A 13,548-nucleotide genomic window follows, 5' to 3' on the forward strand; every position below is an offset into this window, starting at 1 on the left:
CGCCGTTGCGATCGCCCCTTACACGCGCCTGCTGTCACGGGTGCTGCCGGAAGGCTCAGCTCCAGGCGTTGCCCTGGTTCTGAGCGTGCGCACCCTGCTGGCCCATGCCGTACTGGGCGCGCACCCCCTGGCCGATCACGGCGTTCTGCGGCGGCAGCAGCTCGCTGGGCTGGACGAGTGCGTAACCCTGCCCCAGGAAGCTGAGCTCCCAGCCCTCACCCGTGCTGCCACGGCGCCGCCACACTCCCGAGGAGTGGGTCTGGGCCTGCATCTGCACACGCAGGCTCGTGGACCACGCCACGATCGCGTCGGCGTCGCAGTTGACGTACTTGTCCGGTGTGACCTGCATCAGCAACGGCATCCCGGAGGTCATCAGCGCGACCTTGCCGTGCCCCGTGATGTTGAGCTGGTACTTGCCGGAGCCGGAGATACCGTACTGGCTGTCCACGGCGATGACCTCGTGGTGCAGCGAGGAGTCCATCGCCAGCACGTAGCTGCTGTCCACGGTGAGACCGTCCTGGTCCACGTCGACCACGTGCACGTGCTGGGCGAGGTTCGCCAGGTAGACCGTCCCCTGCCCGTGGCAGCGCATCAGGTCGAGACCCTCGCCGGTGTACGCGCGCGACCGCTGCTGACCGTTGTTCTGGTACTCGGCGTCGAACTCGACGAGCCCCTGGTACGCGACCATGGTGCCCTTGCGCGCGAGGATGTCGTCGTGTCCCGCCAGGACGACGCGCAGCATCTGCGAGTTCTGCAGGCTGTAGCGCTCCTGGGTCTGCTGTTCGTTGTAGCCGAAAAGCGGGCTCTGCATGATGTCCTGCTCCCCCTCAGCCCCGGACTCGGAGACGGTCGGTGCTGTCCTCGCTGGGCTGGACGACGACGATGCCCTGCCCGGAGAACGCCATCTGGAACGCCTCGCCGCTGCCGCGGCCGATCAGCGACTGCGCCTTGAAGCTGCGCTTCCCCTTCACCTTGAGGTTCGGGGACCAGGCGACGAGCGCGTCCGGATCGACGTAGGTCTCGTCCTCACCGCCGCCGCAGTCGACGACGATCGGCTTGCCCCGGGAGGTCAGCGCGACCCAGCCCTGCCCGGAGATCTTGGTGTTCCACAGGCCCTGTCCGGCGAACTTGGCGAGCCCTTTGACGCGCTCGACGCCCCACGTCAGGTGGGCGTCGAAGGCGAGCAGGTTCGTGGCGTTGACGGAGATCGCGTCGCCGTTGAGGTTGATGACGACGACGTTCGCCCCGTAGTCGGCGAGGTAGAGCAGGCCGTCGCCCGAGGCCTTCATCAGAGGCGCGCCCTCACCGGTGGCCCAGTCGCGGGCGATCTGGCGGACGGCGGGCGGGTTGGGCTCGTACTGGACGAACCCTTCGTAGGCGACCATCGACCCCACGCGCGCGAGGAGGTCGTTTCCGGTCTGCATGGCGACCTTCAGCATGTGGTTGCCGTGGTTCTCCATGCGGGCGGTGACGGGTGCCGGGGCGAAGCCCGAGAGTGGCTGGTTCATGACGGGCTCCCTCAGACCTCGTACGGCTGGACGACGATGAAATTGCCGGGCGCGCCGCGGAACTGGAGGTTCACGCTCTCTCCGCTGTCGCCGGGGTAGGCGTTCCGGCGCATTCGTACCTGGCTGGAGACGATCACCTGGGAGGCCGCGGACCAGGCGACGACCGCGTTGCAGTCGGCGAACGTCGTCGGCGTGACGGGCAGCACGACAGGCGCGCCGTGGGTCTTCACGACGATCGTGCCGGTCCCCTGGAACTGCATCGTGAAGAGCGCGCCCCCGGGGATGCCGTGCCCCTCGATCCTGCGGACCTCGTACTGGAGCGTTTCGTCGAAGGCGAGGACGCTTTCGGCGGACACACAGATTCCGTCGCCCTGGAGTTCGATGGGGTGGACGTGGGAGCCGTTGTCGGCGAGGAACACCTGGCCACGGCCCGAACAGCGCATCAGCTGCATCTCCTGGCCGGTCGCGTTGCCCACGATCCGGCCGGCGAAGCCCGCGCCCTTGTAGCTGAAGTCGACCTTGCCCTGGTAGAGCACCATGCTGCCCTGACGCGCCAGCACGGGCTGGTCACCGCCCGCCCCGAGGTCGACGCGGACCAGCTTCTTGTTCTGCTGGGTCCAGCGCTGGCCGGTGGGCTTCTCCTTGAAGGCCTGCAGCGCGGCGGTCACACCGGCACCGCCCTGCGGAGCTCCCTGGGGAACGCCGTACTGGGAAGGGGCACCCGGCTGCCCGGGAATCTGCCCGGGGACCTGGCCGTAGCCGGGGGGTGCGGGCGGAGTCTGCCCGCCGTAACCCGGAGGCGCGGGCGGGGCCTGCTGCCCGTAGCCGGGTGGCAGCGGAGCGGTCTGGCCGGAGGGCTGCTGACCGTAGCCCGGCGGCGGACCGGGCTGCCCCGGCGGCTGGACGTACGGCGCGGGGCCCGGCGGCGGTACGTTTCCGCCCGGCGGAGTGTGCAGGGGGGCGATGATCGTCGGCGCGGCGTGCACCGACGGTGCGGGTGCCGGGGCGGACGGCGGTGTGGCTCCCGGTGGCGGCGCGAAACCCTGTGCGGCGGGCTGCGGCGCTGACGCGGGTGCACTCGGCACGCCGAACGAGGGGGACGCGCCGGCCTGGGCCGGCGGCGCGAAGGACGGCGCGGCGGCGGCCTGCGGCTGCTCGGCCGACTGCTCCTCCTCGGCGACCTCGCCGCCGAAGTTCTTCAGCAGCGCGTCCAGCCCGCCGTCGAAGCCCTGTCCCACGGCGGCGAACCGCCAGACGTCCTTGAGGTAGAAGTCGCCCAGCATCACGGCACGCTCCGTGGAGAACTCCGTGCCGTTGAACGAGTACCGGGCCACTTCCTCGCCGCCCGCGACGATACGGAGGTATCCGGGGGCGATCTGGGACATCTGCCCGGTGCCGTCGAGGGTCGCCGTGAAGGAGAGTTTCTGGATCTTCGGCGGGATCCGGTCCAGCGTGACGCGGAAGGACTCCGTGTCACCCGCCTGGTTGCCGAGAAGCTGGATGGACTCCTCAGGGGACTTCGGCTGGTTGAAGAAGATGAAGTACTGGTCGTCCGAGAGCCGTTCGTCGGCATCCAGACCGAAGCAACTGATGTCGAAGGTCAGCCCGGGGCCGGCGATCTGCACACCTACGTACAGATCGGTGCCCGCGGTGAGGTCACTGATCTTGGCCTTGTGGCCGCGTTGAAATTCCCTGGCCATGCGAAACGACCGTCCCCCATCCCGATGCGAGTGCGTCGCGTCAGGCTAACGGCAAACGCCGACAGTGAAAGAGGCCGGTACAGACCCGGTACACAACCGACCCCTCGGCGTGGGCGGACCGGCCCTACTCGTCGCGGGTGGAGGGCGAGTGGGGCAGCCGGTCGGCGGCCACCACCCCTTCGAGGTAGCCGCGGGCACGCTCGGTACGCGGATACGCCTCCAGGAGCCGCCAGAAGCGGGGCCCGTGACCCGGCACGAGGAGGTGGGCGAGCTCATGGACGAGGACGTAGTCGACGACGTACTCGGGCATGCCCTGCAACCGGTGCGACAGGCGGATACTGCCCTCGGCCGGTGTGCACGAGCCCCAGCGCGTGTTCTGGTTGGTGACCCAGCGAACCGTCGACGGCCGGGCCCGGCCGTCGAAGTACTGGTCCGACAGACGCGCGGCACGCTCGGTCAGCTCGGCGTCGCCGGGCGCCCTTCTCTTCTCCTGCGCGGCCAGCTTGTCGAGCATGACGGTCACCCAGCGCTGTTCCTCCGCCTCGGACATCCGGGCGGGAATGAGCACGACGGTGCGATCGCCCTCGCGGTACGCGGAAACCGTTCTGCGCCTTCGCGCGCTCCTGCGGACCTCGATCGCGCTCGCCCCCGAGCCGCTCGGCGGCGGGCTCGTCGTACTGCGCTGTGGTTTTCCGGCGCGGTGCAGTGGGTCGGCGGGCACGCCCCGACGTTACCCGCTGCACATGGGGGAAGTCCCGTCCCTGGGCCGGTTCGATGCCGATCCGCACCCCGTGTGCTTGATTCGTGCGACGAATACCACCGCCTGTGGATAACTTTCGGCGCCCTCGGGCCGCGAGGGGCATCCTGGCTTTCGGTCGGCGAAGCGGGACCCACACCCGCCGACACACGGGGACGTTCCACGGAGTACGGGGGTAGGTCATGCATCCGATCGTGAAGCCGGCGCTGCGGCGTGGCTGGCGAGATCTCAACACCGTCCAGTTCGGCATGGCACCCGCGCACGCGATAATCCTCGGCCCGGTGGACACGGCGACGGGCAGTTTCCTCGATCTCCTCAACGGGACACGCGGGCTGCCGCTCCTTCGCGAAGAGGGACGCGCGATGGGGCTGCCCGACGGCCATGTGGACGCTCTTCTGGACCGGCTCGCCCGGTCCGGCCTGCTGGACGACGCCACGGGAGGCGGCCCGGCCGCGGACGCCCTGCGCAAGAAGAAAGCGGTCCTCGACCGGCTGCGCCCCGACCTCGCGTCCCTCTCCCTCGTCGCTCCCGAACCGGGCGAGGGTATGAAACGCCTGGCAGCCCGCCGCTCACTGCGCGTGCAGGTGAGGGGTGCCGGGCGTGTGGGAGTGATCCTGGCCTCGCTGCTCGCCGGCGCGGGCGTCGGCGAGGTCGACGTCCGCGACAGCGGATGCGTCGAACCGTGGGACGTCGCGCCAGGCGGACTGCCCGCCGAGTCCATCGGCGAACGCCGGGAGGAGGCCGCGCGTCGGGCGGTGCGCCGAGCGGCACCGCAGCGTCCACCGCGGACATCCCCGCGCGGGGCGGAGCTGGGGCTGTCACTGGTGATCCTCGCCCCGCGGGACGGTCTCGCCGTCCACGCGCCCGACCCGGTGGCCGCCGAATCGTTGATCACCTCGGGAACACCACATCTGTACGCGGGCGTCGTGGAGGCCACGGGAGTCGTCGGCCCGCTGGTCCTGCCGGGTGACACGGGCTGCGCGGGCTGTCTGGACCAGCGTCGCGCCGACCGGGATCCGACCTGGCCACGCCTGGTGGCGCAGTGGCGCTCCGGGCAGCCGCGCCAGGTCCCGGCCTGCGATCTGGCGCTGGCGGCCGGTGTCGCCGGAATGGCCGCGAGTCACGCGCTGGCCTTCCTCGACGGAGAGCTGCCCTCCACTTCGGGGGCACGCTGGGAGACGTCCGTACCGGGATTCGACTGGCACGCGAAACCGGTCTGGCCGCATCCCGCATGCGCGTGCGCCGCCGCGGAGAAAGGTAAGAAGGGGGAGCGCGCCTCGGAAGACGGGGAGCCGCACGAGACAATGGCAGGGCAACAGCCGTACGCGGCTCGGCTGTCCGGCTAATTGGAGGGCGCATGTCTGATCTTCCGCGGAAGGCAGTCACCCGTACGGCCAAACTCGCCGCACTGCCAATCGGCTTCGCCGGGCGGGCCACCTGGGGGCTCGGCAAACGGATCGGTGGGAAGTCCGCGGAGATCGTCGGCCGCGAACTGCAGCAGCGCACCGCCGAGCAGTTGTTCAAGGTGCTCGGGGAGCTCAAGGGCGGTGCGATGAAGTTCGGGCAGGCACTGTCCGTCTTCGAATCGGCGCTGCCCGAAGAGGTCGCGGGGCCGTATCGCGCGGCGCTGACGAAGCTCCAGGAGGCGGCGCCCCCGATGCCGACGCGCACCGTGCACGGGGTGCTGGAGGAACGGCTCGGCAAGGAGTGGCCCGAGCTGTTCCTCGAATTCGAGGACAAGCCGTCCGCGGCGGCCTCCATCGGCCAGGTCCACCACGCGGTGTGGCATGACGGCCGAGAGGTCGCGGTGAAGGTGCAGTACCCCGGAGCGGGCGAGGCACTGCTGGCCGACCTGACCCAGCTCAGCCGGTTCGCCCGGCTGCTGGGCCCCCTGATCCCGGGGATGGACATCAAGCCGCTCATCGCGGAACTGCGCGACCGGGTCTCCGAGGAACTCGACTACGGGCTGGAGGCGCAGGCCCAGCAGGCGCATGCCGACGAGTTCGCGGGCGACCCGGATGTCCTCGTACCGGCGGTGGTCCATCAGTGCGACCAGGTTCTGGTGACCGAATGGATCGACGGCATCCCCATGTCGGAGGTGATCGCCGACGGCACCCAGGAACAGCGGGACCGTGCCGGCCAGCTGCTGGCCCGCTTCCTCTTCTCGGGCCCGGCCCGCACCAGACTGCTGCACGCCGACCCGCACCCGGGCAACTTCCGTCTCCTGCCCGATGAGAAGGGTGGCTGGCGGCTGGGCGTCCTGGACTTCGGCACCGTGGACCGGCTCCCCGGCGGCCTGCCCTCGACGATCGGTGCGTCGCTCCGCATGACGCTCGACGGCGAAGCCGAGGCGGTCTACGAGATGCTCTGTGAGGAGGGCTTCGTCAAGGAGTCGATAGAGCTCGAACCCGAAGCGGTCCTGGACTACCTCCTGCCGATCATCGAACCGGCCCAGGCCGACGAGTTCACCTTCTCCCGGGGCTGGATGCGCAGCCAGGCCGCCCGGGTCGGCGACCCCCGCTCTCCCGCCTACCAGTTGGGCAAGCGGCTCAACCTGCCCCCGGCGTATCTCCTGATCCACCGCGTGACCCTGAGCACCATCGGTGTCCTGTGTCAGCTGGGTGCGACGGTCCGCCTGCGCGACGAGCTGGAGGAATGGCTGCCGGGATTCCTGCCGGAGGAGGAGTCGACGGAAGAGGGGGAGCAGGCCTCCGAAGCCTGACGAGCGGGTGGTTCACCACCACGCGGAGTCCAGCCGTCCCTCGATCGCCCTCAGATGGGTTCGGGCGCAGCTGTCACAGAAGTAGTGGCGGGCGCCGTTCTCCACGGAACAGGTCCAGGTCGGCCGGGGGCCGTGGGCCGGGGTGCCACAGCGGGCGCACACGATCTGCCGGGCTTCGGCGCCGTCGGGTCGCTGAGCTGAACCGCTGCTGTCACTGCCCCCGGGAAGACTCGTCACACGGCGACGATATCGCCGCGATCGCCGGTTCGCCGGACACAACGCACCGCGCGGGCCGGTCCGGACGTGGCGCGGGGGCCGGTCCGTCCGGACCGGCCCCCGCGAGGAATTACTGCTTCTTCTACCGCCGACGACTGATGTCGGCTACTGCATGACCGCCATGGCCAGCGCACGCCGGGCACGCATCGAAGCGCGCTCGGCACGGCGCTGCATCCGGCGGGCGGTCGCCAGGCGCATGGCCCGGCGTTCCCGCTCTGCCTCGTGCAGTCGCTCGTGCATATGCGCACGAGCCAGGGCTTCTGGAATGAGTTGCATCTCTCGGGTCCTGTTCTGACGCGAGTCCTTCGCGTCGGTGATGGTGAAGTCTGGGGTCGCGGAGCCGGCGGGCTCGCTGGTGGACGCCTTCATCGGGGCCTGTTTCTTGGGGTCGTTCGTCAGGGGGCGGTCGATCGTTCCTCGGATGTTCATGCCGCGACCGGGTTCTTGCGCGGGCGGCCACGGGGCCGCTTGCGGGCCACGACAACACCCTGGACGAAGAGCTCGCCACCCCAGACACCCCAGGGCTCACGCCGCTCCTTGGCACCGGCGAGGCAGGCCTCGACCAGCGGGCAGGTGCGGCAGAGGGACTTGGCGTACTCGACATCGGCCGGCGACTCGGCGAAGAAGACCTCCGGGTCGTAGGAACGGCAGGGGACGGGTACGCCGAGGCTCTCGATGGCGTCGTCGAGCGCGGTGAGCGCAGTGAGCGGGATCAAGGTGGAGTCCTCCGTGAGGCCGGGCGGGGAGATCGTTTCGGAAGGCGGTACGGACGGGGCGTGCGCTTCGAGTTGCACGGTTGGTCTTCCTCGTCTGGTCGTGCCGGCCGGTTGGCCGGTTGGCGGCTGGTACCGGGTTCATTACCTGTCCCGAGGCCCCTTCGCTCCGCCGTCCCCGGTCGGGGACAAACAGAAGGGCCGCGGATCCCGGGTGGGGTTCCGCGGCCCTGAAGGCGCCGGCCTGATCGAGAATCAGGCTGGATCACTCCAGGGTTCAGGCCCACGGAAGGCCCACATCGTGTGGTGCTGCTCGCTCTGCTTCAGGGATCCGGCACTGGCCGCCGCAGCGGCGTAGGCACGCGCCTCTGCCACTACTGCTGCTTCCAGTGCCTGAATCGGTCGCTCATTGCGCTCACGGATGGGAAGACCCGAGAGAGACACGGAGGACGCCGGCCGGACGGCAGGAACGCCGGACAGACCGGTGCCCAGGTACGAGACGCCGAGCAGGCACGTGGAGACGACCGAGGGATCGGTCATTTTGGCGGTGTTGACGAAGCTGGCGTTGATGCTGATCACTGGAATCGCCTCCTCTCGGCGTCTAGGGGAACCGGGGGTGAGCCGGTCCGACGGTTGTTAAGTACAGCACGGAACCCTGGCCTCGGAGAAGGCCGCCGTTCCGTGTTTAGAACCTATGGGGATTGCCGGGGCATGCGCAAACTATTTTTTCGACGAGTTTGGGTCAGTCACCTTCTTCGCCCCCAGGAACGTCTTGGCCTGCACAGATGGCCAGAACATCGGTGCCGAAGCGGTTCAGCTTGCGGACTCCGACGCCAGGGATCCTTGCCAGCTCGCCCGAGTCGTCGGGCACGGTCTCGGCGATCGCCATCAGTGTCTTGTCGGTGAAGACGCAGAACGCGGGCTGCCCACTGCGCTGCGCCTGCACCTCTCGCCACTCCCGCAGCCGCTCGTAGAGGCCCTCGTCCATGTCGGACGGGCATTCCTCACAGCGCATCAGTTTCATCTCACCGGCGTCGGTCAGAGTGCGGCCGCAGACCCGGCAGCGGGCAGGGGTGCGCACCGATCTCCGAACGACCGTGCCACCACTGCTTCCGATACCGCGCTCGATGCCTCCCGGACCACCGCCACCGCTGCGGCCCGCCGTCGTGACCGAGCCGGGGCGCAGCCCGTCGAGGAAGCGGCTGGGCCGGCGGTTGGCCCGTCCGCCGGGTGAGCGGGACAGGGCCCAGGAGACACAGAGGTGCTCTCTGGCTCGGGTGACGCCGACGTAGAGGAGGCGGCGTTCCTCCTCGATCTGCTCGTCGGTCTTTGCGTAGGTGATCGGCATCATGCCCTCGGCGACGCCGACCAGGAAGACGACGTCCCACTCCAGCCCCTTGGCGGAGTGCAGGGAGGCGAGGGTGACGCCCTGGACGGTCGGCGCGTGCTGGGCGCTCGCGCGTTCGTCGAGTTCCGCGACCAGGTCACCGAGGGTGGCGCCCTCCTTGGCCGCGGCGAAGTCGTGGGCGAGGTGGACGAGGGCGGCCAGCGATTCCCAGCGCTCTCTGACCGCGCCGGAGCCGGCGGGGGGCTGGTTGGTCCATCCTTCGCCCGACAGCACCGCACGGACCTGTGAGGGCAGGTCGATGACGTCGTCGAGGAGGGAGTCGTTGCCTCCGAACCGGGCCGCAGCGCGCAGGGCGGCGCCCGCCTTGCGTACTTCGGGGCGGTCGAAGAACCGCTCGGCGCCACGCAGCTGGTAGGGCACCCCGACGTCCGCGAGCGCCTGTTCGTGCAGCTCGGACTGGGAGTTCGTTCGGAACAGGATCGCGATCTCGCCCGCGGGGACGCCGGAGGCGATGAGGTCGCGGATGCGGCGGGCGGCGCCCTCGGCCTCGGCGGGTTCGTCCGTGTACTCGGCGTAGACGGGTTCGGGGCCGGCGGCCCGCTGGGAGATCAGCTCCAAGCGGTGTTCGGCGGCCCGGCCGTGTGCCTGTGCGAGCAGGCCGTTGGCGAGGTGGACCACCTGGGGCGAGGAGCGGTAGTCGCGCACGAGCTTGACGACGGTGGCTCCGGGGTGGCGGTTACGGAAGTCGAGAAGGTGGTCAGGAGTTGCACCAGTGAACGAGTAGATCGTCTGGCTGGCGTCTCCGACGACGCAGAGGTTGTCGCGCTCACCGAGCCACAGGTCCAGCAGTCGCTGCTGGAGGGGGCTGACGTCCTGGTACTCGTCGACCACGAAGTGCTGGTACTGGGCTCGGACCTGCTCCGCGATGTCGTGGCGGTCCTGAAGCACGGCGACCGTCAGCAACAGGACGTCTTCGAAGTCGATGACCCCGCGGTCACGCTTGAGGTCTTCGTAGGTCCCGTAGAGCTGGGCGATCTCAGCAGGGTTCCGGGGGGCCTCGCGGCCGACCTTGGCGGCGACGGCCGCGTAGTCGGCGGGGATCGTCTGGGTGACCTTGGACCACTCGATCTCGGCGGTGACATCTCGCAGTTCGCCCCGGTCCAGGCGGATGCGGCAGGCGGCCGCCGCGTCGGCGACGAGCTGGATCTTGCGGTCGACGAGCCGGGGCAGGCTGCCGCCGACCGCTTTCGGCCAGAAGTACTGGAGCTGGCGCAGCGCGGCCGAGTGGAAGGTGCGGGCCTGGACGCCACCGGCGCCGAGCTGCCGGAGGCGGCCGCGCATCTCGCCCGCGGCGCGGTTGGTGAACGTGACGGCCAGCACGCTGGAGGGCTGGAGGATCCCGGCGCGCACTCCGTAGGCGATGCGGTGGGTGATCGCCCGGGTCTTGCCCGTGCCGGCGCCCGCCAGCACGCACACCGGTCCGTGCAGAGCGGTGGCGACCTCGCGCTGCTCGGGGTCGAGCCCGTCGAGCACCGCGTCGGCCGTGTCCGGAACCTGCGGGAAGAGGGTGGAGTGCGTTGCTGCTGTCACCCCGCCATGCTGCCAGGTCGCCAGGGACAGGTGAGCCGGTTGTCCACAGGGGAGCACTCGTAGTCGTACTAACGCGGCAGGCGTCACCTCCCGCGGGCCACGGCAGGCGTCGCGCTCGCGACGTACTCACACGGGAATGGCTGCCAGGCCACGTACGTTCCACAGACGCGACCACGCACCCCCGACGCCGTGAAGGAGCGCATTCGACATGCCGGGCACTGTGACGATGTACAGCACCACGTGGTGCGGCTACTGCCGCCGGCTGAAGAGCCAGATGGACCGCGAGGGCATCACGTACGACGAGATCAACATCGAGCAGGACCCGCAGTCCGCGGCGTTCGTGGAGAAGGCGAACGGCGGAAACCAGACGGTTCCCACCGTTCTCTTCCCGGACGGTTCGACGCTGACGAACCCGTCCCTGGCCCAGGTCAAGCAGAAGATCGGCGCCTAGTCCGCGTCAGGCGGTCGCCCCCCGGGTCGGCAGGGGCTTGCCGTACCAGAGCTCGATCAGGCGGGCCGCAATCGAGATTCCGTAGGGAGGCAGCACCTCCCCGGACTCGAAGGCGGCCCGCAGGTCTTCGCGGGAGAACCAGCGGGCCTCTTCGATCTCCTCGCCGTCGACGTTGATCTCGGACGAGACTGCACGGGCCATGAAGCCCAGCATGAGGCTGGAGGGGAAAGGCCAGGGCTGGCTGGCGACGTACTCGACCTCGCCGACCGTGATGCCTGCCTCCTCGAAGACCTCGCGGCGCACCGACTGCTCGATGGACTCACCGGGCTCGACGAAGCCGGCGAGCGTGGAGAAGCGCCCCTCCGGCCAGTGCACCTGGCGGCCGAGCAGGATGCGGTCCTCGTCGTCCGTGACCGCCATGATCACGGCCGGGTCGGTGCGCGGATAGTGCTCGGCACCGCAGGCCGGGCAGCGGCGGATGTGGCCGGCTGCCGCGATGACGGTGCGTTCGCCGCAGCGCGAGCAGAAGCGGTGGAGCCGCTGCCAGTTCTCCAGGGCGACCGCGTGCACCATGAGGCCGGCGTCGCGGGGAGAGAGCAGAAGTCCCGCTTCGCGCAGGCCCGCCGGGCGGGCCGACTGGTCGATGCGGCCGGGGAGCGTGTCCTTCTGGAGTGCGAAGTAGCTCACACCGTCGTCGTCCGTGCCCAGGAAGTAGCGGTGTGCCTCGGTGAGCGGTGCCTCGAAGGAGGGGGTCATCAGCAGTTCGGTGGCGCCCTCCGCCGTCTCGTCTATCAGGACCTGGCCGCCGGAGACCACGAAGGCGCGGGTGGTGGGGTGGCTCCACGCCGCGGCGAGCCAGGCCTCGTCGAGCCGGTGGTGGGCGGCCCGGTCGATGCCGCTCGGCGCGGTGAGCGAGATGGGACGGTCGGCGGTGTGGTCGGTCCAGGTGGTCACGGGTGCTTCCAACTCCCCCGGTGTAACGGTTGTTTCGGCGGGCGATTCAGCAGGGCGGGTGCGGAGGGGGCTGTTCAGGGCGTTGATCGCCTTCTTCGGGGATGCCTTCTTCAGTGTGCCTCGCGCCAGCTCTCGGCCAGATCGCCCCACAGGTAGGCGGCGGTTTCGACGCCCTTCAGAAGGAGATCGAGTTCGACCTTCTCGTTGGGGGCGTGCCAGCCGTCGGACGGGACGGAGATGCCCAGGAAGAGCACGGGAGCGCCAAGGACTTCCTGAAGGTCGGCCGCGGGCCCCGAGCCGCCCTCACGCGTGAAGCGGACGGGCTGTTCGAAGGCGCGGCTCATGGCACGTACGACGGACTTCAGGGCGGGGTGCTCCAGGGGCGTCAGACAGGGGCGGGTGGCCGCTCCGAACGTGATCTCGTGCCGGATACCCGCGGGCACCTGCTCGGCGACCCACTCCCGTACGGCCTTCTCGATGTGGTCGGGGTCCTGTCCCGCGACCAGCCGGAAGGAGAGCTTCACCATCGCCGACGCCGGGATGATCGTCTTGCTGCCGGGGCCCTGGTAACCGCCGCCGATGCCGTTGACCTCGGCGGTCGGACGGGCCCAGACGCGCTCCAGAGTGGTGTGTCCGGCCTCCCCGTAGGAGGCCGTCGACCTGGCCGTGCGCAGCCACTGGGACTCGTCGAAGGGCAGCTCGGCGAAGAGTTCGCGCTCCTGGTCGGTGAGTTCGGTGATGCCTTCGTAGAAGCCGGGTACGGCCACGCGCGCGTGCTCGTCGTGCAGGGCGGCGACGAGGCGGGCGACGGCGGTGGCCGGGTTGGGCACGGCGCCGCCGAAGGATCCGGAGTGGATGTCCTGGTCGGGCCCGTACAGCTCGATCTCGCACTCCGCGAGGCCGCGCATGCCGGTGCACACCGTGGGGGTGTCCTCGGACCACATACCGGTGTCGGAGACGATCACGGCGTCGGCCGCGAGGCGCTCCGCACGCGCCTCGACGAGGTCACGGAAGTGCGGGGAGCCGGATTCTTCCTCGCCCTCGATGAGGAGCTTGAGGTGGACGGCGGGAGCGGTGCGCCCGGTCGCGGCGAGGTGGGCACGGACTCCGAGTGTGTGGAAGAACACCTGGCCCTTGTCATCGGCCGCCCCGCGCGCGTGGAGGCGTTTTCCGCGAATCACCGGCTCGAAGGGCTCGGTGTCCCAGCCGTCCTCCCGGGCGGCCGGCTGCACGTCGTGGTGGCCGTAGACCAAAACGGTCGGGGCTTCCGGGTCCTCGGAGGGCCAGTGGGCGAATACGGCCGGGGCGCCGTCGGTGGCCCAGACCTCGACGGTGGGAAAGCCGGTCTCCCGGAGTTTGGCGGCAAGCCAGTCGGCGCTGCGCCGTACGTCCGCGGCGTGGTCGGGCTGAGCCGACACCGAGGGGATGCGCAGCCACTCCGCGAGATCGTCGAGAAAGGCGGCGCGGTGGTTCTGGATGTACGTACGGACGGTGCTGACGGCGTTGTCAACGGGCTTGCTCATGCTCAC

13 protein-coding genes and 1 pseudogene are annotated in these 13,548 nt (G+C 69.8%); 3 read left to right on the forward strand and 11 right to left on the reverse strand.

The genetic code is table 11. The features are described 5' to 3' along the window. Positions 1-55: 55 nt before the first annotated feature. From ACIBLC_RS18700 to ACIBLC_RS18715, 4 genes are all read right to left on the reverse strand, one after another. Complete coding sequence (locus ACIBLC_RS18700; protein ID WP_399212068.1) at positions 56-811, reverse strand: AIM24 family protein; 756 nt, start codon at positions 809-811, stop codon at positions 56-58. A 16-nt stretch (positions 812-827) separates the two neighbouring features. Continuing rightward, complete coding sequence (locus tag ACIBLC_RS18705) at positions 828-1,508, reverse strand: AIM24 family protein (protein ID WP_266832316.1); 681 nt, start codon at positions 1,506-1,508, stop codon at positions 828-830. 11 nt (positions 1,509-1,519) lie between these two features. After that, positions 1,520-3,208, reverse strand: coding sequence for a TerD family protein (locus ACIBLC_RS18710; RefSeq protein WP_399212070.1), 1,689 nt, complete (start codon positions 3,206-3,208; stop codon positions 1,520-1,522). 124 nt (positions 3,209-3,332) lie between these two features. Further along, positions 3,333-3,929 (reverse strand): M48 family metallopeptidase, encoded by a 597-nt coding sequence (locus ACIBLC_RS18715; RefSeq protein ID WP_399212071.1) that lies wholly within the window; start codon positions 3,927-3,929, stop codon positions 3,333-3,335. A gap of 218 nt (positions 3,930-4,147) precedes the next feature. Between ACIBLC_RS18715 and ACIBLC_RS18720 the strand changes: the two are divergent. Together ACIBLC_RS18720 and ACIBLC_RS18725 are read left to right on the forward strand one after the other, a co-directional pair. Beyond that, positions 4,148-5,330: pseudogene (locus ACIBLC_RS18720) on the forward strand (TOMM precursor leader peptide-binding protein). Continuing rightward, positions 5,323-6,687 carry an ABC1 kinase family protein gene (locus ACIBLC_RS18725; RefSeq protein WP_399212072.1) on the forward strand — a complete coding sequence of 455 codons (1,365 nt, stop codon included), beginning with the start codon at positions 5,323-5,325 and terminating at the stop codon, positions 6,685-6,687. Before ACIBLC_RS18720 ends, ACIBLC_RS18725 begins: the two are co-directional and overlap by 8 nt. A gap of 12 nt (positions 6,688-6,699) precedes the next feature. On the opposite strand, the gene ACIBLC_RS18730 is transcribed toward ACIBLC_RS18725, so the two are convergent. The 5 genes from ACIBLC_RS18730 to ACIBLC_RS18750 form a co-directional block, all read right to left on the reverse strand. Continuing rightward, positions 6,700-6,924, reverse strand: a complete 225-nt coding sequence (locus tag ACIBLC_RS18730) for a hypothetical protein (RefSeq protein ID WP_399212074.1) — start codon at positions 6,922-6,924, stop codon at positions 6,700-6,702. Positions 6,925-7,068: 144 nt separating this feature from the next. Further along, positions 7,069-7,392 (reverse strand): hypothetical protein, encoded by a 324-nt coding sequence (locus tag ACIBLC_RS18735; RefSeq protein ID WP_399212075.1) that lies wholly within the window; start codon positions 7,390-7,392, stop codon positions 7,069-7,071. Then, entirely contained in the window at positions 7,389-7,757 is a 369-nt protein-coding gene (locus tag ACIBLC_RS18740) for a WhiB family transcriptional regulator (protein ID WP_399212077.1), read from the reverse strand. Before ACIBLC_RS18740 ends, ACIBLC_RS18735 begins: the two co-directional genes overlap by 4 nt. A gap of 174 nt (positions 7,758-7,931) precedes the next feature. Then, positions 7,932-8,255 (reverse strand): hypothetical protein, encoded by a 324-nt coding sequence (locus ACIBLC_RS18745; RefSeq protein ID WP_399212079.1) that lies wholly within the window; start codon positions 8,253-8,255, stop codon positions 7,932-7,934. Between the two features lie 163 nt (positions 8,256-8,418). Further along, positions 8,419-10,614, reverse strand: a complete 2,196-nt coding sequence (locus tag ACIBLC_RS18750; protein WP_399212080.1) for an ATP-dependent DNA helicase UvrD2 — start codon at positions 10,612-10,614, stop codon at positions 8,419-8,421. Positions 10,615-10,822: 208 nt separating this feature from the next. Between ACIBLC_RS18750 and ACIBLC_RS18755 the strand changes: the two genes are divergently transcribed. Then, complete coding sequence (locus ACIBLC_RS18755; protein WP_383683293.1) at positions 10,823-11,065, forward strand: mycoredoxin; 243 nt, start codon at positions 10,823-10,825, stop codon at positions 11,063-11,065. A gap of 6 nt (positions 11,066-11,071) precedes the next feature. Here the strand turns inward: ACIBLC_RS18755 and nudC are convergent, their stop codons facing one another. Then, positions 11,072-12,019: an NAD(+) diphosphatase gene (nudC, locus tag ACIBLC_RS18760; protein ID WP_399212081.1), complete on the reverse strand. Its 948-nt coding sequence runs from the start codon at positions 12,017-12,019 to the stop codon at positions 11,072-11,074. Between the two features lie 110 nt (positions 12,020-12,129). Beyond that, entirely contained in the window at positions 12,130-13,542 is a 1,413-nt protein-coding gene (locus ACIBLC_RS18765) for a dipeptidase (protein WP_399212082.1), read from the reverse strand. Between the last annotated feature and the right edge of the window lie 6 nt (positions 13,543-13,548).

It is taken from the genome of Streptomyces sp. NPDC050535, from assembly GCF_044457665.1.
In the GTDB taxonomy this organism is placed as follows: Bacteria; Actinomycetota; Actinomycetes; order Streptomycetales; family Streptomycetaceae; genus Streptomyces.